The sequence below is a fragment of the Streptomyces sp. NPDC099050 genome (assembly GCF_044759865.1).
Lineage (GTDB): Bacteria > Actinomycetota > Actinomycetes > Streptomycetales > Streptomycetaceae > Streptomyces.
The window spans coordinates 227,505-246,184 of sequence record NZ_JBIWAE010000011.1; the positions used below are offsets into that span (position 1 = coordinate 227,505).

At 74.2% G+C, this 18,680-nt stretch carries 16 protein-coding genes; 10 read left to right on the top strand and 6 right to left on the bottom strand.

Annotated features, from left to right (window positions below):
- The first annotated feature begins 141 nt into the window (after positions 1-141).
- The gene (locus tag ACIQV3_RS20575; protein ID WP_403713830.1) at positions 142-1,416 is read left to right on the top strand and encodes a PH domain-containing protein; all 1,275 of its coding nucleotides are present in this window, start codon (positions 142-144) and stop codon (positions 1,414-1,416) included.
- A 21-nt stretch (positions 1,417-1,437) separates the two neighbouring features.
- Here ACIQV3_RS20575 and ACIQV3_RS20580 read toward each other — a convergent pair whose 3' ends face one another.
- The 3 genes from ACIQV3_RS20580 to ACIQV3_RS20590 all read right to left on the bottom strand — a co-directional run bounded on the left by ACIQV3_RS20580 (position 1,438) and on the right by ACIQV3_RS20590 (position 4,528).
- Positions 1,438-2,517, bottom strand: a complete 1,080-nt coding sequence (locus ACIQV3_RS20580) for an endonuclease/exonuclease/phosphatase family protein (protein WP_403713831.1) — start codon at positions 2,515-2,517, stop codon at positions 1,438-1,440.
- 113 nt (positions 2,518-2,630) lie between these two features.
- Positions 2,631-3,326, bottom strand: coding sequence for a response regulator transcription factor (locus ACIQV3_RS20585; protein ID WP_266880250.1), 696 nt, complete (start codon positions 3,324-3,326; stop codon positions 2,631-2,633).
- A 2-nt stretch (positions 3,327-3,328) separates the two neighbouring features.
- Positions 3,329-4,528, bottom strand: coding sequence for a sensor histidine kinase (locus tag ACIQV3_RS20590; RefSeq protein ID WP_403713832.1), 1,200 nt, complete (start codon positions 4,526-4,528; stop codon positions 3,329-3,331).
- 106 nt (positions 4,529-4,634) lie between these two features.
- Between ACIQV3_RS20590 and ACIQV3_RS20595 the strand changes: the two genes are divergently transcribed.
- Complete coding sequence (locus ACIQV3_RS20595) at positions 4,635-5,681, top strand: SAM-dependent methyltransferase (protein ID WP_403713833.1); 1,047 nt, start codon at positions 4,635-4,637, stop codon at positions 5,679-5,681.
- Positions 5,682-5,814: 133 nt separating this feature from the next.
- Here the strand turns inward: ACIQV3_RS20595 and ACIQV3_RS20600 are convergent, their stop codons facing one another.
- Complete coding sequence (locus ACIQV3_RS20600; RefSeq protein WP_403713834.1) at positions 5,815-7,365, bottom strand: M20/M25/M40 family metallo-hydrolase; 1,551 nt, start codon at positions 7,363-7,365, stop codon at positions 5,815-5,817.
- 374 nt (positions 7,366-7,739) lie between these two features.
- Complete coding sequence (locus ACIQV3_RS20605) at positions 7,740-8,864, bottom strand: DUF5937 family protein (protein ID WP_403713835.1); 1,125 nt, start codon at positions 8,862-8,864, stop codon at positions 7,740-7,742.
- Positions 8,865-9,607: 743 nt separating this feature from the next.
- Here ACIQV3_RS20605 and ACIQV3_RS20610 point away from each other — a divergent pair.
- Positions 9,608-9,817, top strand: coding sequence for a hypothetical protein (locus ACIQV3_RS20610; RefSeq protein ID WP_403713836.1), 210 nt, complete (start codon positions 9,608-9,610; stop codon positions 9,815-9,817).
- A 199-nt stretch (positions 9,818-10,016) separates the two neighbouring features.
- Here the strand turns inward: ACIQV3_RS20610 and ACIQV3_RS20615 are convergent, their stop codons facing one another.
- Positions 10,017-11,111, bottom strand: coding sequence for a threonine aldolase family protein (locus ACIQV3_RS20615; RefSeq protein WP_403713873.1), 1,095 nt, complete (start codon positions 11,109-11,111; stop codon positions 10,017-10,019).
- A 710-nt stretch (positions 11,112-11,821) separates the two neighbouring features.
- On the opposite strand from ACIQV3_RS20615, the gene ACIQV3_RS20620 reads away from it, so the two are divergent.
- The 7 genes from ACIQV3_RS20620 (at position 11,822) to ACIQV3_RS20650 (ending at position 18,673) form a co-directional block, all read left to right on the top strand.
- Positions 11,822-12,847 (top strand): Rossmann-like and DUF2520 domain-containing protein, encoded by a 1,026-nt coding sequence (locus ACIQV3_RS20620; RefSeq protein WP_403713838.1) that lies wholly within the window; start codon positions 11,822-11,824, stop codon positions 12,845-12,847.
- Entirely contained in the window at positions 12,844-13,842 is a 999-nt protein-coding gene (panC, locus tag ACIQV3_RS20625) for a pantoate--beta-alanine ligase (RefSeq protein WP_403713839.1), read from the top strand. The genes ACIQV3_RS20620 and panC overlap by 4 nt, the downstream gene beginning before the upstream one ends.
- A complete protein-coding gene (locus ACIQV3_RS20630; protein WP_403713840.1) occupies positions 13,839-15,632 on the top strand; it encodes an L-aspartate oxidase in 1,794 nt (597 codons plus the stop codon). The genes panC and ACIQV3_RS20630 overlap by 4 nt, the downstream gene beginning before the upstream one ends.
- A gap of 59 nt (positions 15,633-15,691) precedes the next feature.
- Positions 15,692-16,639, top strand: a complete 948-nt coding sequence (gene nadC / locus ACIQV3_RS20635) for a carboxylating nicotinate-nucleotide diphosphorylase (protein WP_327309326.1) — start codon at positions 15,692-15,694, stop codon at positions 16,637-16,639.
- 3 nt (positions 16,640-16,642) lie between these two features.
- On the top strand, positions 16,643-17,452 hold the full coding sequence (locus ACIQV3_RS20640; RefSeq protein ID WP_327305286.1) for a type III pantothenate kinase: 810 nt from the start codon (positions 16,643-16,645) through the stop codon (positions 17,450-17,452).
- A gap of 241 nt (positions 17,453-17,693) precedes the next feature.
- Complete coding sequence (locus tag ACIQV3_RS20645; RefSeq protein ID WP_403713841.1) at positions 17,694-17,888, top strand: DUF397 domain-containing protein; 195 nt, start codon at positions 17,694-17,696, stop codon at positions 17,886-17,888.
- 71 nt (positions 17,889-17,959) lie between these two features.
- Entirely contained in the window at positions 17,960-18,673 is a 714-nt protein-coding gene (locus ACIQV3_RS20650) for a hypothetical protein (RefSeq protein WP_403713842.1), read from the top strand.
- Positions 18,674-18,680: the final 7 nt, after the last annotated feature.

Below are 18,680 nucleotides of genomic sequence, written 5' to 3' on the forward strand. Positions count from 1 at the left end.
CCCGCGGGGTCTCCGGTACCCGCGGGGTCTCCGGTACCCGCGGGGTCTCCGGTACCCGCGGGGTCTCCGGTACCCGCGGGGTCTCCGGTACCCGCGGGGTCTCCGGTACCCGCGGCGCCCGCGCCCGCGCAGGAGCGGCGGTTGCACTTCCTCACGCCGCTGCGCCGGGCCTGGGTGCCGATCGCCGCGACCATCGGCATCGTCGCCCAGCAGGGCGAGAACCTCGCCGAGTGGGTGACGGCCGTCTCCACCGTCCTGCGGGTCCTCGCGCTGACCGCGCTCGTCCTCGTCTTCGGCCTCTACGGCTTTCTCAGCTGGTGGTTCACGCACTACGCGGTCACCGACACCGAACTGCGCATCCGCAGCGGGCTCCTCTTCCGCCGCACCGCGCACATCCGCCTCGACCGGATCCAGGCCGTCGACGTCACCCGCCCCCTGCTGGCCCGCCTCGCCGGTGTCGCCAAGCTGCGGCTCGACGTCATCGGTACGGAGGCCAAGGACGAGCTGGCCTTCCTCGCGGAGAAGGACGCCGTCTCGCTCCGCGCCGAACTGCTCGCCCGCGCGGCCGGTTTCACCCCGGCCGAGGCCCCGCTGCTGGGCGAGGCCCCCGAGCGGGAGCTGCTCCGCGTGGGGCCGCGCGATCTGGCGATGTCCCTGCTGCTCACCCTGACCACCTGGGCGATCGTCGCCGGCGGGATCGCCGGCCCCTTGCTGGTGTGGTGGTTCAGCTCCAGGCCGTGGGTGGCCGTCGTCACCCTGCTCCCGGTGCTGGGAGCGATGTGGGCGGGGAGCGCCGGCCGCTTCCTCGCCGAGTACGACTGGCGGGTCGCCGAGTCCCCGGACGGGCTCCGGCTCGACCACGGACTGCTCGACCGCGTGCACGAGACGGTGCCGCCGGGTCGCGTGCAGACGGTACGGATCGTCGAGCCGCTGCTGTGGCGCCGGCGCGGCTGGGTCCGGGTGGAGCTGGCGGTGGCCGGCTCCAAGAACGACGTCCTGGTCCCGGTGGCCACCCGGGCCGCCGCCCACGCCGTCGTGGCGCGGGTCCTGCCCGGCGTCGACCTGGGGGCCCTCGTCTTCGAGCCCTCGCCGCGGAGCGGATCGCGCTGGGTGGTGCCGGTGTGGTGGAAGGGGTACGGCCTGGCCGTCTCCGCGGACGTGTTCGCGGCCCGCCACGGCCGCCTGTGCCGGCGTACGGAGATCGTGCCGCACGCCAAGGTGCAGAGCGTGCGCCGCTCCCAGGGCCCCTGGGCGCGCGCCCGGGGCGTGGCCGACGTACACGTGGACACCGGCGCGAACGGCACCGTCACGGCCCGCCTGCGCGCGGCGGCTGAGGCCGCCGACCTGCTCCTCGCCCAGGCGGCCCGCTCCCGCACCTCCCGCGCCGTGGCCCGCCCGGACCGCTGGATGACCTGAGGCCCGGGCGGGTGCGCGCCGTCAGCCGGCGGCGGGCGGCGTGACGTCGCCGGGCAGCGTGGTGAAGACGGGCAGCGTGATGGTGGCGGTGCCGATCAGAACGCGGTGGTCGGAACAGAGCTGCTGCGTCTCGCGGTCGATCGTGCAAGTCGCCGGGATCGACTTGGAGTCGGCGGTGAAGCCCTGGGCGGGGTCGGCGAGCTTGTCGGTCCGGGCGAGGATCAGGTCGATCTTCGGATTGCCCTCGTTGGCGGCGCACGGAGCCAGGCCGGTGTCGGGGTCGTTGATCGCCGGATTGTCGATCGCGGTCCACTCGCCGTAGTTCAGGCAGCGGCTGTCGGTGCTGTCGAGCTCCGTGTGCGTCGTCATCAGGGAGCCCATGCGGGACATGTCGGGCTCGGCGTTGAAGTCGCCCGCCACCAGGTACGACTCGCCGTTGTCCGTGAATCCCTTGAGGATGTCCCGGACGGCGCCGAGCTGCTGGGTGTTGATCTTCGCCGAGTTGACCGGATCGGGCAGGCGCCGGTTCGCGGTCGTGATGTGCGTCGTGCAGAACTTCATGCTCTGCTGGTCTTCGAGCTGCGCGCAGAGCATGCTGCGGTCCTCGTGGTACGCGCCGCTGTCCGCCTCGGCCTGCGTGTAGTCGGCGGGCAGGATGAAGGTCTGTGACGAGCGCAGCTGCGCCTTGCTGAACAGGGCGTTGCCGAACTCCTGGCCCTTGCAGATGCCGGTGCCGGGCGGGGCCGCCGGGTCGGGCTGGTGGGTGGCGGAGAAGCGGGCGTAGTTCGTCGCCTGGGTCCAGGCGTTGGGGGCGGAGTTCAGCTGGTCCCGGATCTCCTTGTACTGGGCGTAGCAGATCTCGTTGAAGGAGACGAAGTCCGGGCTCGGGTCCTGGGACTTGATCGAGCCGACGGCCGCGGCGACCATCCCGGTGGTGGCCAACCCGCCGTTGATCTTGTGTCCGGACACGTTCCAGTGCCACACCGTGTACGTCTCGGTGGTCGTGGTCCCGGCGGCCCCGGCCGGCGCCGCCCCGCCCGAGGCGAAGACGGCGGCCAGTGCCAGCGCGGCGGCGGCGGCCGCCCGCTTGATGGATCTCATGGTGGTTTTCCTCCCCTGGGCGGGGGCCTGATGCCCGCCGCCCCTCCGGGGAGGATTCCATGATCGCGTCCCGCGGCCCCGACCGGGGTCGGGGCCGGGGGTCCGGGCCGGGGCTACGCCGCCCCGCCGCCGCCCGCGCGGACCAGGCCGGTCTCGTACGCCAGGACCACGACCTGCACCCGGTCGCGCAGGTCCAGCTTGGTCAGGATGCGGCCCACGTGGGTCTTGACCGTGGCCTCCGAAAGGACCAGGCGGGCGGCGATCTCGCCGTTCGACAGGCCCTGGGCGACCAGCAGCATGACCTCGCGCTCGCGCTCCGTCAGCCGCTCGACGTCCTTGTTCCGCGGTTCCGCCGAGGTCGACGGAAGCATCGGCGCGAACCGGTCGAGCAGCCGGCGCGTGGTGGACGGGGCGACGACCGCGTCCCCGCTGTGCACCGAGCGGATCGCCGCCAGCAGCTCGCCCGGCGGGACGTCCTTGAGCATGAACCCGCTCGCGCCCGCCTTCAGGCCCGAGAAGGCGTACTCGTCGAGGTCGAAGGTGGTCAGGATGATCACCTTGGGGTGTTCCTCGGGCTCGCAGATGCGCCGGGTCGCCTCGACCCCGTCGAGGCGGGGCATGCGGACGTCCATCAGCACCACGTCCACCTTGGTGGCCCGCAGCACCTCCAGCGCCTCCAGGCCGTCGCCGGCCTCGGCGACGACCTCCATGTCGGGCTGTGCCGCGAGCACCATCCGGAAACCGGTGCGCAGCAGTACTTGGTCGTCGACCAGCATCACGCGGATGGAGGGGCCGGTGGGGAAGGACATGGTCACCTTTTCTTCAGGGGGAGCAGGGCGCTGATCCGGAAGCCGCCACCGGGCCGGGGTCCCGCGTCGAGGGTGCCCCCGACCATACCGATGCGTTCGCGCATGCCGATCAGCCCGTGTCCGGCGCCGTCCGCGCCGCCGTCCGTGTACAGCTCGTGGGCCGCGCCCCGGCCGTCGTCCTCGACGAGCAGGCCGAGCCCGTCGTCGAAGTAGACGAGCCGCACGCTGGCCTTCGCGGTGGGGCCGCCGTGCTTGCGGGTGTTCGTCAGCGCTTCCTGGACGATCCGGTACGCCGTCAGCTCCACGCCGCTGGGCAGCTTGCGCGGGGCGCCCTCGACCTCGAAGTCCACCGTGAGCCCGGCCGCCCGTACCTGCTCGACCAGGACCTCGATCTGCTCCACGTCGGGCTGCGGCACGTAGTCCTCGGACTCCTGCGGCTCGCCGGTGCGCAGTACGCCCAGCAGCCGGCGCATCTCGGCGAGGGCCAGGCGCCCGGTGCCGGAGATGGTCTGCAGGGCCTCCTTGGCCTGCTCGGGGGCCGCGTCCATCACGTAGGCGGCGCCGTCGGCCTGGACGACCATCACCGAGACGTTGTGCGCGACGACGTCGTGCAGCTCGCGGGCGATCCGGGCCCGCTCGGCGGCGACGGCCACCTTGGCCTGGGCCGCGCGCTCCTGCTCCAGGCGCTGGTTGCGCTCGACGAGCTGGGCGTAATAGGCCCGGCGGGTGCGCAGGGAGTCCCCCGTCACCCAGGCGAGGGCGAACGGGATCATCATGAACACGACGAAGAGCACGCTGTCGGTCGTGGAGGCGCTCTTGTCCACCCCGACGCGCAGGAAGTACAGCGGGGAGGCGAGCAGCCCCCAGCCCAGCGCGGTGCGCGAGACCCAGCGCGGCACGTCGGAGGCGGCCACCGTGAAGAGGACGACGAGCATCGCGAAGTCGTAGAAGTTCGCCTCCGCGCCGATGGCCAGTTGGTAGAGGCCGGTGGCGACGGTGAGCCAGAAGACCGGCACGGTCCACTTGCGGCGCAGGGCCACGGCGCTGCTCAGCGCCACCACACAGGGGGTGGCGAGCAGCGCGGAGCCGGTGCCCTGGTGCATCGAGGAGACGACGGCCATCGAGAACCCGAAGAAGAGGACAGCCCAGAAGCTGTCGACGCCCGTCGGGTGTCTGCGGAGGAAATCGTAGAGGCGCTGCACGTAACCCAGAGTAGGGACAGCCGATAGGTGCTGGAGTCAACCAGAGGGGCGATCCGTGCGGCGCGCGAGTACTACCCGAGGTGGAGGCGACCATAACCTTTCAGCGATGAGCACTCAGGGTGAAGGCAACGGACAGGCGGATCCGCAGGCGGGGCCGGTGCGCTGGCGGACGGCGATGGAGCGGGCGCTGTACGGGCCCGACGGCTTCTACGTACGGCCCGCAGGGCCCGGCCCCGCAGGGCATTTCCGCACGTCCGTGCATGCCTCGCCGCTCTACGCGCGGGCCGTGGCCCGGCTCCTGCTGTGGGTGGACGGGGAACTCGGCCACCCGGACGAGCTGGACCTCGTCGACGTAGGGGCCGGCCGCGGGGAACTGCTGGCCGGGGTGCTCGCGGCGCTGCCGCCGCAGACGGCCGCGCGGGTGAGGCCGTACGGGGTGGAACGCGCCGGGCGGCCCGCCGGGCTCGACGGGCGGATCAGCTGGGTGAGCGCACCGCCCCGGGGGACCCGGGGGCTGCTCTTCGCCAACGAGTGGCTCGACAACGTACCGCTGGACCTCGCCGAGGACGGGCGCTACGTGGAGGTCACCCGGGACGGTACGGAGCACCCGGGCGGCCCCCTGGACGGGCCGGACCGGGCCTGGCTGGAGCGGTGGTGGCCCCGGGCGGGCGTGGGGGCGGGCGTGGAGGCGGGCGTGGGGGCGGGCGTGGAGGCCGGCACGGGTCGGGCGGAGATCGGGCGGCCTCGGGACGAGGCCTGGGCGGCGGCCGTCGCGACGCTCGACCGGGGCCTGGCGGTCGCGGTGGACTACGCCCACACCCGGGAGGCCCGGCCGCCCTTCGGGACGCTGACCGGATTCCGCGCCGGGCGGGAGACCGCCCCGGTGCCGGACGGGAGCTGCGACGTCACCGCGCACGTGGCGCTCGACGCGTGCGCGGGGCCGGGGGCGACGCTGCTGACCCAGCGGGACGCGCTGGCCGCCCTCGGCGTCTCGGGGGCCCGGCCCCCGCTGGCCCTGGCCTCCACCGACCCGGCGGCGTACGTCCGCGGCCTGTCGGCGGCGGGGGAGGCCGCGGAACTCACCGCTCGCGGCGGTCTCGGCGACTTCGGCTGGCTGGTCCAGCCGGTCGGCGTGGGCCCCTGGCCGGGGTGACGGCTGCCAGGGGTGACGGCCGCCGGGGTGACGGCCGCCGGGGTGACGGCCGCCGCTGCGCGGGGCGGGCAGGGGACTCGGCGCCGCTCAGCGGCCGCACCGGCCCCGGCCCGCCCCCTTACCGGCTTCCCGGCTACTCCGAGGCGTGGTCGTGGCCGTCGTGGAGGCCACCCCCGCTGCCTTCGCCGTTGGACGGCTCCGAGACGACCGGGCGGCTCAGCGGCGCCAGGTCGTACGCGTAGTGACCCACCGCGTCCGCGATGACGTCGACGTTGATGTCGAGCGCCTTCTGGTCGATGTTCGCCAGGGTGTCGCCCTTGCCGTGGTAGTTCACGTCGTACGCGACCCCGGCCTGTCCGCCGAACTTCGCCGCCTGCTCGGGCGTCTTGATGCCCTCGGCGCCCGTGAACGTACCGCCCGAGGGGATGCCGACCGCGATGAACGGGCCGTAGTCCGAGCGGCCCGAGAAGTCGGTGCCCTCGCGCGGGATGCTCTTGGAGTCGAGGAAGTCGTTGATCCCCTTCTCCAGCTGCGCCGAGCCCTCGGGGCCGGGGCCCGAGCCGACCTTGTCCGAGTCGTCGCCGTCGTAGACGAAGTACGCGGCGTTCGGCGAGGCGATCATGTCGAAGTTCAAGTAGAGCTTGATCTGCTTCTTCTGCTCCTCCGTCAGCCCGTCGACGTACGCCTCGGAGCCGAGCAGGCCGAACTCCTCCGCCGACCACCAGGCGAACTTGACCTTGTTCTTGATCTTCGTCTGGCTGCTCGCGAGCTTCTGCGCGACCTGGAGGATGCCGGCCGATCCGGAGCCGTTGTCGTTGATGCCCGGGCCCGCCGCGACGGAGTCGAGGTGCGCGCCGAGGAAGACGGTGTTGTTCGCGTCGCCGCCCCGCGTCTCCGCGACGACGTTGTACGTCTTGCGGTCCTCGCGGAGCTCGCGGATGTCGAGGGTGACCTCGACCGGCCCCGCGGCGGCGTCGGCGGCGAGCCGCTCGCCCTCGGCCAGCGTGACGCCGCCGGTCGGGATCTTGCCGGCGTCGGCCGCACCTATGGTGCCGTTCAGGGCGCCCGCGGTGTTGTTGTAGATCACCGCGCCGACCGCGCCGGCGTCGGCCGCGTTCTGCTGCTTGACCGCGAAGGCGCAGCCGCCGCGCTTGATCAGCGCGACCTTGCCGGTGAAGGCGCCCGCGGCGAAGTCGGCGGGCTCGCAGCCGCTGGTGCCGTCGGCGTCGACCGGGGCGGCGGCGACCTGCGCCGTCACACCGTTCGCCGGGCCGCTGGCGGTGTACGTCATCAGCTTGATCGGGACGTCGCGGCCGGCCGGGCCGTTGACCTTCAGGGTCTCGGCGATCGTCTCGACGAACACGAAATCGAACTCGTTCTTGGTGACCTTGTATCCGGCCGCCCGCATGACGAGCTCGACGTACTGGGCCGACTGGACGTGGCCCTTGGAACCCGCCACCCGGTTGCCCTTGTTGTAGTCGGCGATGGCCTGGAAGACCTTCAGGTGGTCGTTGGCACCCTTGCCGGTGGAGTCCTTGACCAGCTTGCGGGCCAGGGCGTCAGCCCGGGCGGCGTCGCTCTGCGGGCTGCCGGTGGCACCGGCCGGTCCGGCGAGGAGCAGCGGGGAGACGAGGGCCGCGGCCGCCAGGGCGGCGGTGGCTGCGGCTATACGGCGTGAGGGCATGAAAGTCCTTCCACGGCAGATGCGCGAGCGCATGCGTAAGGCGTTTGGCGTGTGGCGTGTGGCATGGGGCGTGTGGTGTGGGGCTTGTGGCATGGGGCGTTTGCGTGGGGCGTACGGGGGTGTGGCGTACGGCGGTGCGGGGACGCGAAGGCAGACGCAGGTCGGGTGCGAGCGCCGGATTCGGGGGAGCGGTGGACGCACGTTAGACATCAAGTGGCGGCCATGACCAGACTTTTCACTGATTCCGGTTTGTGAAATCCGTATATCGGAGCATCTGAGCCGTCGAAATCCGGCCAGTGCCCGCTCTGCGTGCCGGTCCGGCGCACTGAGCTGGCGCAGGCCTGGTGTAGGCCTTCGGTAGGCCTACCGGAGGCTTACCGGAGGATGCCCTCGATGAAGTCGGAGCCGATGCGTGCGACCGCCGCCAGGTCCAGCTGGTGCTGGACGTACCGTCCTTGGCGGCGGGTCTGGAGCAGTCCGGCCTTCTTCAGCACCGCCAGATGGCGGGACACCTCCGGGGCGGTGATCCCGTGCGCGGCCGCCAACTCGCCGGTCGTGTACGGGGCGCGCGCCAGATTGCGGCACAGCATCATCCGCATCGGATGGGCCAGTGCCTCCATGCGCCGCTGCAGCAGCTCCACCGACCCCGGGGCGGAAGCCAGTTCCGGAGAGCCGAGCGGGTAGTGGATCACCGGACGCCAGCCGGGGGCGTGCAGCACCAGCAGGTGGGGCCAGCCGAAGTTCGTGGGCACGAAGAGCAGGCCGTCACCTATTCGGGGATCGGCCGCGGTCGTGGATCCGTGGACCATCTTGTCCACCGTGACGGTGTTCAGCCCCTCGTCGACGCTCAGCGCCGAGGAGACCTCCTTCAGCACCGCGGGCAGCCCCTTGCGCCGCAGCACCTCCGTCTTGTGCCGGGCGTCCGCGCTCTGGCGGGGTTCGACGCGACGCCAGGTCTCCGCGAAGAAGGCCTCGTCGCAGTCCTCCATCAGCCGGCGCAGCCAGACCCGGACACCGGCGGTGTCGTCGAGCACCCGCACGGCGAAGGCCAGCTGCTGCGGCCCGCGCGCGGAGGCCGTCTCCAGGGCCTTCGCCCGGGCGAGCGGATCCGCGAGCGGGGACGGCCCGCCGCCGTCGTTGTACAGGGCCAGCCGGCAGTGCTCCAGGGCGGCCGTCACGAACCGCTCGTCGTCCAGCCGGTCGAGTACGTCGAGCTCGGCGGCGAGCGTGGCCGCGGGCCGGCCGGAGCCGCCGGGAATCCCGGCGAAGGCCATGAACAGGTCGGCGAAGGAGCTGCGCCACATGAACTCGCCCTCCAGCAGCCGGTCCGCGAGGTCCGGGTCCAGCGCGGCGGCGGTGGTGGAGGTCCAGGAGGCGAGGCCGGGGTGATGGCCGGGCAGGGAGAGCGCGTGCAACGCCATGCAGAGCTCTGCGAGCGGGGAGGGCGCGAAGCCGATCCGCTCCGCGGGGAGCCCGGTGATGTCGATGGTTACGCTCATCGGATCATTCTGCCGCTGTGGGGTGCGGGTGGGTGCGAGGCCGCGCCCGCTTCCCCCACGTGGCCGAGCGCCGTCGCCGGGGACCAGTCCCCGGGCCCCTGCGCCTCAAGCGCCGGCGGGGCTGGGGTGTGCCGGGGCTCGGGGGGCTGCGGGTGGGGGGTCGGTGCCGGGGGCGGGGTGGGGTGTCGGCCTGGACTGCATGATTTAGGCGCCCTGTCCTTTGCTTCGACAGTGATCCGGAGTGGTGCGCCACAAATCACGCTTTACGTCCCGGCCAACACCCCACCCCGCCCCCGTCCCCGACCCCGGGCCCGCAGCCCCCACCGACCCCGGGTCGGGGGAACATCCGCCCCGGGCCTTTTCAGCCGTCCGGCGTTTGAGGACCGGGGTCTGGGGCGGAGCCCCAGGGGGTCCGGGCGCAGCCCGGTACCCCCTGGGGCTCCGCCCGTCCGGCGTTTGAGGACCGGGGTCCGGGCAGCGCCCGGGGAACGGTGGAAGGGCGGGTAGGGGAGCTTTGCCCCGCAGGGCCACCCCGGGGCCCCCGGGCCCGGCAGGGCCAGGGCCGCGCAGCGGCAACGGTCGCAGCGGGGGACTTCGCCCCGCGCAGCGGTCAGGGGCGCGGCGGGGGGCTTCGGGCCGCGCGGCGGTGGGTTCCAGTCGGCCGGGGCCGACCCCGCTGGGCCGATTGACGACGTCGGTCAATCCGCGCGCGCAGCACCCGCAGCCAGGTTCAGGGTGAACGCATGACCGCGATCGAGCAGTACCTCGTCGACACCTACCGGGCCTCACAGCACGGCACCCCCGTGCCCCCGCCGCCGGGCCGCGACGACGTGGCCGTCCTGCGCGCGGCCCGGGCCCACCAACAGTTCCGGGCCGTCCTCAACGGCGCCCCGGCCCGCCACCCCTGGCGCTCGGCCCTCCGCCGCGTGCTGACCCGCCGGCACCTGGTCTGACCGCCGTTCCGACCTTCGGGTCCGACCTCTGGGGCCGACCGCTCCGGCGAGCCGCCCTGGCCCTGCCCGACCGGCAAGCGGCCCCTGGCCCTGGCGGCTCCGCCGATCCGCCCCGGGGCCTGCCGGGCGCGGCTGCCGGCCCGGCCTTGCCGGCCCGGGCTTCGGGCGGCGGACCCCGGTCTTGCTCTGCCCGTCCGGGCTAGAGGCGGGCCACGAAGTCGGCCACCGCGGTGGTGACGTCGGCCTCCGTCCAGGACAGGCCGGGGCGGGTGACCTCCAGCTCCGTCACCGAGAGGCCCGGCGGGCCGTCGGGGGACCAGCGGCGGAACAGGACCGTGCCGGTTTCCTCCGCGAGGCGGACACCCGCCTCGGTGAGGCGGTCCGCGTCGTACGGGAGCCACACCTGGAACTGGTGGGTGTGCGGCACCTCCGGGTGGACCCGGAACCAGGGCACCTCCGGAGCCGCGGCGAGCGCCGAGGCCAGGGCGGACGCCACCGTCCGCGCCTTGGCCACGTAGGCGGGCAGCTGCGGCAGCTCCCGTTCCAGTCCGGCCAGGGCGGACAGCGCGGCCGGGAACTGGCGGAAGATCTGGCCCCCGTACCGGTGCCGCCAGACCTTCGACTCCGCCACGAGCGACGCCGATCCGGCGAGGGCGGCCCCGCTGAGGCCGCCGAGAGACTTGTAGAAGGAGACGTACACGGAGTCCGCCAGCGCCGCGATCTCCGGCAGCGTCCGGCCGAAGTGGACCGTCGACTCCCACAGCCGGGCCCCGTCGAAGTGGACGACCGCGTCCCGTTCCCGGGCGGTGTCCACCAGGGCCGACAGCTCCTCCCAGGTCGGGAGCAGGAAGCCCGCGTCCCGGAGCGGAAGCTCCAGCATCAGCGTCCCGAACGGCTCCGGCAGCTCGGCGACCTCGGACGCGGTCGGCTGGCGCGGTTCGCCCGTCGGGTAGATGGTCCGCAGCCCCGAGACGAGCGACAGCGCGCCGCCCTCCCACCGTTCCGGATGGCTCGTCGGGTGCAGGGCGACCACCGGGTTCCCGGTCCGGCCGGCCCAGCAGCGCAGCGCGATCTGCTGGGCCATGGTCCCGGTCGGGAAGAACGCCGCGTCCTGCGTGCCGAGCAGCTCCGCGACCCGCCGCTCCAGCCGCTCCACGACGCCGCTGCCATAGACGTCGCCCGGCTCGTCCGGGTCCGTGACCTGCCCGCCCAGCTCCGCCAGCAGCTCGCCGACCGTGGCCTCCCGCAGACTGTGCGACAGCCTCCGCCGCGCCACCCGCCCGGCAACCACCATCCGCGCCGCCAAGGCATCCGCGGCCTGCCCGGCCGCCTGCTCCGCGTCCTGCCCGGCCGCCTGCTCCACCGCCTGCTCCACCGCGTCCGTCGCCCGCCCGGCCCCCGGCTTCCCGGTCGCGTCCGCCCGCCCGGCCCCCGGCTTCCCGGCGGCTTCCGCGCCCCCGGCGGCCCCCGGCTTCCCGGCGGCTTCCGCGCCCCCGGCGGCCCCCGGCTTCCCGGCGGCTTCCGCGCCCCCGGCGGCTTCCGCGCCCCCGGCGGCTTCCGCGCCCCCGGCGGCTTCCGCGCCCCCGGCGGCTTCCGCGCCCCCGGCCGCTTCCGCGCCCCCGGCCGCTTCCGGGCTCCGATCCAGGTCGGGGTCTGTGATCCGCTCCACGCCCGCGGCCTGCTCTGCCGCCGCGTCGGGTTCCGCGATCCGTAGCTCGCCCGTCTTCCTGCCCACCGCCACGGCTGGCTCCACCCCCGCGCCCGGCTCCGCAGCCGCCCCGGCGCCCGTAGCCGGACCCGCCCCGTCCGCCCGTCCGCCCGGAGCGTCCGCACCCGCTCCGGCCCCCGTACGGGTACCAGCCGTCCGTGCGGCCGCCGCGTCGGCTCCCGCGTCAGCGCCGGCCATCCGTCCCGCCGTCCCGTCGGCCCCCGTGCCCGCCGTTCGCTCCGTGTCCTGGTTCATCCCCCGATCATCGCCGACCGGCCCACGCACCAGGAGCTAGCATGGCGACGTATCGTCCGGTACCCCCTGCGGACCGGAACGGAACGGAAGGCCTCCCCCGCGTGAACACAGCCCCCCAGGCGGAGCGCCCCGCCCGGCTCTCCGTCGGTGTCGTCGGAGCCGGCCGGGTCGGCCCCGCGCTGGCCCGTGCCCTGCAGCAGACCGGGCACCGCCCCGTCGCCGTGTCGGGCGTCTCCGACGCCTCCCGGCGCCGGGCCGAGCGGATGCTGCCGGGCGTGCCCGTCGTCTCTCCCGCGCAGGTCCTCCAGGTCTCCGACCTCGTGCTCCTGACCGTCCCCGACGACGCCCTGCCGTCCCTGGTGGAGGGCCTCGCCGAGACCGGCGCGGTCCGCCCCGGACAGCTCCTCGTCCACACCTCCGGGCGGTATGGGGTCTCCGTGCTGGACCCCGCGCGCCGCGCGGGCGCGCTCCCGCTGGCCCTGCACCCCGCGATGACCTTCACCGGCACCGAGGTCGATGTGCAGCGGCTCGCGGGCTGCTCCTTCGGGGTGACCGCCCCCGACGAGCTGCGGCTCGCCGCGGAGGCCCTGGTCATCGAGATGGGCGGGGAGCCCGAGTGGATCGCCGAGGTGAACCGCCCGCTCTACCACGCGGCCCTCGCCCTCGGCGCGAACCACCTGGTCACCCTGGTCGCCCAGTCGATGGAGCTGCTGGGCAAGGCGGGCGTCGAACACCCCGCCCGGATGCTCGGCCCGCTCCTCGGCGCGGCCCTGGACAACGCCCTGCGGTCCGGTGACGCCGCCCTGACCGGCCCGGTGGCCCGCGGTGACGCCGGTACCGTCGCCGCGCACGTCGCGGAGCTGCGCAAGCACGCGCCGGGCACGGTCGCCGGGTACCTCGCGATGGCCCGTACGACGGCCGACCGCGCCCTCGCGCACGGCCTGCTCAAGCCCGAGCTGGCCGAGGACCTCCTCGGCGTGCTCGCCGACGACGGCGCAGCGATTCCCGGCCCCGGCCCCGGCCCCGGTCCTGGCCCCGAGGGAATCGAAGGCGGCGGCGACCTGTGATCCTCCTCGACACCGCGGACGCGCTGCACCACCTGCCGCGCGTCACCGCCGGCCGCCGCGCCGTCGTCATGACCATGGGCGCCCTCCACGAGGGCCACGCCACCCTGGTCCGCACCGCCCGCGAACACGTCGGCCCCACCGGCCAGGTCGTGGTCACGGTCTTCGTCAACCCCCTCCAGTTCGGGGCGAACGAGGACCTCGACCGCTACCCCCGCACCCTCGACGCCGACCTGGCGATCGCCGAAGCGGCCGGCGCCGACGCCGTGTTCGCCCCCGCCGTCGACGAGGTCTACCCCGGCGGCGATCCCCAGGTCCGGATCACCGCCGGCCCGATGGGCGGCCGCCTCGAAGGCGCCACCCGCCCCGGCCACTTCGACGGCATGCTGACCGTCGTCGCCAAGCTGCTCCACCTCACCCGCCCCGACCTGGCCTTCTTCGGTCAGAAGGACGCGCAGCAACTGGCCCTGATCCGGCGCATGGTGACCGACCTGAACTTCCCCGTGGAGGTGGTCGGCGTACCGACCGTCCGCGAGCCGGACGGGCTCGCGCTGTCCTCCCGCAACCGCTACCTCTCCGCCAGGGAGCGCGGCACCGCCCTCGCGCTCTCCCGCGCCCTGTTCGCCGGCCGCGACCGCCTCGCCGCACAGTCCGCGCTGCGGGCCCGCGCCGAGGCACAGGCGCCCCCGGCCGGGGACGAGCGGGCCACCGGCCTGGCCCGGCTCGGCGAGATCCGCGCCTCCGCCGACGCGCACGCCGTCGCCGCGGCGGGCGCCGGCCTGCCGGAGGCCGTACGGGCCGCCGCGCGGCACGTCCTGGAGGAGGCGGGCCGTCACGATCCGCCGCTCGTCCTGGACTACCTGGCGCTGGTGGACCCCCAGGACTTCACCGAGGCCGGTCACGGCTTCACCGGTCAGGCCGTGCTGGCCGTCGCCGCGAAAGTGGGCGCGACCCGGCTGATCGACAACATCCCATTGGAGTTCGGAGCACAACCGTGAGCACCCCAGGCAGAGGCCCCGCAGCAGCGGGCACCAGCACCGGCATACGGCTCCACGCCCCGGCGCCCGGCTGGTCCGTGGACGCCGATGTCGTGGTCGTCGGGTCCGGAGTCGCCGGACTGACCGCCGCACTGCGCTGCGCGGCCGCGGGCCGCCGTACGGTCGTCGTCACCAAGGCCCGGCTCGACGACGGCTCCACCCGCTGGGCCCAGGGCGGCATCGCCGCCGCCCTCGGCGACGGGGACACCCCCGAGCAGCACCTGGACGACACCCTGGTCGCGGGCGCCGGACTGTGCGACGAGGCCGCCGTCCGGCTCCTGGTCACCGAGGGCCCCGACGCCGTGCGCCGCCTCATCGCGACCGGCGCCGTCTTCGACACCTCCACCGAGACCGGCGAGATCGAGCTGACCCGCGAGGGCGGCCACCACCGCCGCCGCATCGCGCACGCAGGCGGGGACGCCACCGGCGCCGAGATCTCCCGGGCGCTCGTCGAGGCCGTCCAGGACGCCGGCATCGAGACCGTCGAGAACGCCCTGGTGCTGGACCTGCTCCTGGACGCCGAGGGCCGTACCGCGGGCGTCACCCTGCACGTCATGGGCGAGGGCCAGCACGACGGGGTCGGCGCCGTCCACGCGCCCGCCGTGATCCTGGCGACCGGCGGCATGGGCCAGGTCTTCTCCGCGACGACCAATCCGTCGGTCTCCACCGGCGACGGGGTGGCCCTCGCGCTGCGCGCCGGAGCCGAGGTCTCCGACCTCGAATTCGTCCAGTTCCACCCCACCGTGCTCTTCCTCGGCGCCGACGCCGAGGGCCAGCAGCCCCTGGTGTCGGAGGCCGTCCGCGGCGAGGGCGCCTACCTCGTCGACGCCGGCGGGGTCCGCTTCATGACCGGTCAGCACGAGCTCGCCGAGCTCGCCCCCCGCGACATCGTCGCCAAGGGCATCATGCGCCGCATGCAGGAGCAGGGCACGCAGCACATGTACCTGGACGCCCGGCACTTCGGCGCCGAGATGTGGGAACAGCGCTTCCCCACCATCCTCGCCGCCTGCCGCTCGCACGGCATCGACCCGGTCACCGAGCCCATCCCCGTCGCCCCGGCTGCGCACTACGCCTCCGGCGGCGTACGGACCGACCTGCACGGCCGCACCACCGTCCCCGGGCTGTACGCGTGCGGCGAGGTCGCCTGCACCGGAGTGCACGGCGCGAACCGGCTGGCCTCCAACTCCCTGCTGGAGGGCCTGGTCTTCGCCGAGCGCATCGCCGACGACATCATCGGGAACCCGCCCGCGGGCACCGGCCCCGGCATCCCCGTCCCGGCCACCGGCCCCCTCCAGCCCGCCGAGGCGCGCTACGAGATCCAGCGCATCATGACCGACGGCGCGGGCGTGCTCCGCTCCGCCGAGTCCCTGCGCCGGGCCGCCGCCGCGCTCGAAGCCCTGTACGCGACGGCGCTGACGGAGCTGGAGACCCGGGGCAAGACGGCCGTCCCCGGCACCGAGACCTGGGAGGCCACCAACCTCCTGTGCGTGGCCCGGGTACTGGTCGCCGCCGCCCAGCGGCGCGCGGAGACCCGCGGCTGCCACTGGCGCGAGGACCACCCTGACCGGGACGACACCGACTGGCGGCGGCACCTGGTCGTGCGCCTGTCGGAGACCGAGCGGCGGGCCCTGGTCGTCACCGTCACGGACTCGGCGGACTTCCCGTCCGTACGGATCCCTTCGAACGCAGCCGGCACGGACAGCACGGCCGGCACCGCCACCACCGACAGCAACGAAAGCCTGGAGCCGTAACCGTGAGCACGCACGAGCACGACCACAACCACGAGCACGAGCACGCCGAGCTCCCCCTCGTGGGCCAGAGCGAGGCCGGCGGCTGCGGCGACGACTGCGCCTGCGGCGAGGCCGAGGAGTCCGGTCTCGACCCGGCCCTCGCCGAACTGCTGGAGGAAGCCGGACTGGACCCCATCGAGGTCGAGGACATCGCGCACATGGCGCTCTCCGAGGACCTCGACGGCGGGGTCGACGTCACCACCGTCGCCACCGTCCCCGAAGAGGCCGAGGCGATCGCCGACTTCGTCGCCCGCGAGGACGGCGTCGTGGCCGGCCTGCGCATCGCGGAGGCCGTGTTCTCGGTCGTCTGCACCGAGTCCTTCGAGGTCGAGCGGCACGCGGAGGACGGCGACAGCGTCAAGGCCGGGGACGTGCTCCTGTCGGTGCGCTCGCGCACCCGGGACCTGCTGACCGCCGAGCGCAGCGCCCTCAACATCGTGTGCCGCCTGTCGGGCGTGGCCACGGCCACCCGCCGCTGGGCCGAGGTCCTGGAGGGCACCGGCGCCAAGGTCCGTGACACCCGCAAGACCACCCCGGGCCTGCGCTCCCTGGAGAAGTACGCGGTGCGCTGCGGCGGCGGGGTCAACCACCGCATGTCGCTGTCGGACGCGGCGCTGGTCAAGGACAACCACGTGGTCGCGGCCGGCGGGGTCGTCCAGGCCTTCACCGCCGTGCGGGAGGCCTTCCCGGAGGTCCCGATCGAGGTCGAGGTCGACACCCTGGAGCAGGTCGGGGAGGTCCTGGAGGCCGGGGCCGACCTGATCCTGCTCGACAACTTCACCGTGGAGCAGACCGCGAAGGCCGTCGCCCTGGTCGCCGGCCGCGCCACCCTGGAGTCCTCGGGCCGCCTCACCCTGGACACGGCCCGCGCCTACGCCGAGACCGGCGTCGACTTCCTCGCGGTCGGCGCGCTGACCCACTCCTCCCCGATCCTGGACATCGGTCTCGATCTGCGCGAGGCGGTGTAACCGATGCTCCTCACCATCGACGTGGGCAACTCCCATACGGTCCTTGGCCTGTTCGACGGTGACGAGATCGTCGAGCACTGGCGCGTCTCGACCGACGCGCGCCGTACGGCCGACGAGATGGCCGTGCTGATGCAGGGCCTGATGGGCATGCACCCGATGCTCGGCAACGAGCTGGGCGACGGCATCCACGGCATCGCGATCTGCTCGACGGTGCCGGCGGTGCTGCACGAGCTCCGCGAGGTGACCCGCCGCTACTACGGCGACGTGCCGGCGGTGATCGTGGAGCCCGGCACCAAGACGGGCGTGCCGATCCTGATGGACAACCCGAAGGAGGTCGGCGCGGACCGCATCGTCAACGCGGTCGCCGCCGCCGAGCTCTACGGCGGCCCCGCGATCGTGGTCGACTTCGGTACGGCGACCACCTTCGACGCGGTCTCCGCCAAGGGCGAGTACGTCGGCGGGGTCATCTCCCCGGGCATCGAGATCTCCATGGAGGCCCTCGGCGTACGGGGAGCCCAGCTCCGCAAGATCGAGCTGGCCCGCCCGCGCAACGTCATCGGCAAGTCCACGGTCGAGGCGATGCAGTCGGGCGTGGTCTACGGGTTCGCCGGCCAGGTCGACGGGATCGTGGGCCGGATGGCCAAGGAGCTGGCCGGCCCGAACGGCGTCCCGGACGACGTCCGCGTCATCGCCACGGGCGGCCTGGCCCCGATCGTCCTCGGCGAGGCCGAGGCCATCGACGACCACGAGCCCTGGCTGACCCTGATCGGCCTCCGCCTGGTCTACGAGCGCAACGCCCCCACCTTCGGCTGACCGCGCCGGGACGGCCCGGCCCGCCCCCGCCCCCGCCCCGCCCGCCCGACGGCCCCCGCCCTCCCCAGGAGGCCGGGGGCCGACTCCTCGCCGTCTCCCCGTCCTTACCGCGCCCTGACGCCCGCCGTGACAATTTCCCCGGAAATGGCCGGAGCACGGCCGACGCGGGGATAACGTGCCCCACGAGATGTTCCGGGAGCCCGTCCCCGGCGCCACAGCGCCTGTGACCGGAGGAGACGACATGACCGCTCGTGCCGCCTGGCAGAAGTCCTCGTTCTGCGGCGAGGGGGACAACTGCGTGTACGTCAGTGCCGCCCCAGGGACCCTGGTCCGGGTGGCGGACCGGGCCGACCCGGCCCACCTGGTCCTCGCCACCACCCAAGCCGCCTGGGCCGATTTCCTGCGCGTGGTGAAGCAGTCGGACCAGACGGCCTAGCCCCTTGCCGACACGCGCCCTGAACGTGTCCACTCAAGGGATTTTGTCCGATTAGCGCGTATCTTCGGCCCATGCCCACGCCCTATGGATCCCGCGGCGGCATGGCGTTCGGCGCCGATGAGCTTCACGTGCTCAGGCGCTCGCTCGCTCACGCCCTTCAGTCCTCGACGGCCCCTCTGACGGCCGTCGAGGTCCAGGACTGCCTGCGCCTCGCGGCGTCGGTGGACGACGCCGTCCAGGAGGCGGGGAGACTGAGAGCGTTCCTCCTCGCCGACCTGGCGCGGTACAGAGCCGCCCTGCCCGGCAGCCTGTCCGGCTACCTGGAGCTGCTGCAGGACGCGCTGGCCGCCGGCTACGAACCCGTACCGGACGACCTGGCGGCCCTGCGGGCGCTGCGCGCCAACCCGGTCGCCGGCGCCCTGCTGGAGCGGGCCCAGACCATCGCGGAGCGCTCCGTGCGCCGCAGGCTCTCCACGGCCCCCGCCCCGCGCACCCGGCTGCTGACCCTCGCGGGCGGCACCGGCACCCGCGGCTCGGACACGCGCGGCTCGGACACGCGCGGCTCGGACACGCGCGGCTCGGACACCCGGGGCTCGGACGTGCGCGGCTCGGACGTGCGCGGCGCCGACAAGGGCGGCACCGACAAGGGCGGCGACCCCGCGCGCCCGAAGCCCGAGCCCCGCCCCGACGACCGCCCTTCGCGCCCCGTCCCGACCCCGGGCGAGGTCTTCCCGCCCCGCCGCAAGCCCGCGGCGCCCCCGGAGGCCGGGCGCGCGGTCGGGTAGCTAGGCT

Excerpts from the sequence above, each read along its gene's own strand:
- ACIQV3_RS20645 (WP_403713841.1), top strand. The coding sequence starts at position 17,694 with ATGACCGCTCGTGCCGCCTGGCAGAAGTCCTCGTTCTGCGGCGAGGGG.
- ACIQV3_RS20585 (WP_266880250.1), bottom strand. The coding sequence starts at position 3,326 with ATGTCCTTCCCCACCGGCCCCTCCATCCGCGTGATGCTGGTCGACGAC.
- ACIQV3_RS20620 (WP_403713838.1), top strand. The coding sequence starts at position 11,822 with ATGGCGACGTATCGTCCGGTACCCCCTGCGGACCGGAACGGAACGGAA.
- ACIQV3_RS20580 (WP_403713831.1), bottom strand. The coding sequence starts at position 2,517 with ATGAGATCCATCAAGCGGGCGGCCGCCGCCGCCGCGCTGGCACTGGCC.
- ACIQV3_RS20605 (WP_403713835.1), bottom strand. The coding sequence starts at position 8,864 with ATGAGCGTAACCATCGACATCACCGGGCTCCCCGCGGAGCGGATCGGC.
- ACIQV3_RS20595 (WP_403713833.1), top strand. The coding sequence starts at position 4,635 with ATGAGCACTCAGGGTGAAGGCAACGGACAGGCGGATCCGCAGGCGGGG.
- ACIQV3_RS20640 (WP_327305286.1), top strand. The coding sequence starts at position 16,643 with ATGCTCCTCACCATCGACGTGGGCAACTCCCATACGGTCCTTGGCCTG.
- ACIQV3_RS20600 (WP_403713834.1), bottom strand. The coding sequence starts at position 7,365 with ATGCCCTCACGCCGTATAGCCGCAGCCACCGCCGCCCTGGCGGCCGCG.
- ACIQV3_RS20610 (WP_403713836.1), top strand. The coding sequence starts at position 9,608 with ATGACCGCGATCGAGCAGTACCTCGTCGACACCTACCGGGCCTCACAG.
- ACIQV3_RS20615 (WP_403713873.1), bottom strand. The coding sequence starts at position 11,111 with ATGGTGGTTGCCGGGCGGGTGGCGCGGCGGAGGCTGTCGCACAGTCTG.
- ACIQV3_RS20650 (WP_403713842.1), top strand. The coding sequence starts at position 17,960 with ATGCCCACGCCCTATGGATCCCGCGGCGGCATGGCGTTCGGCGCCGAT.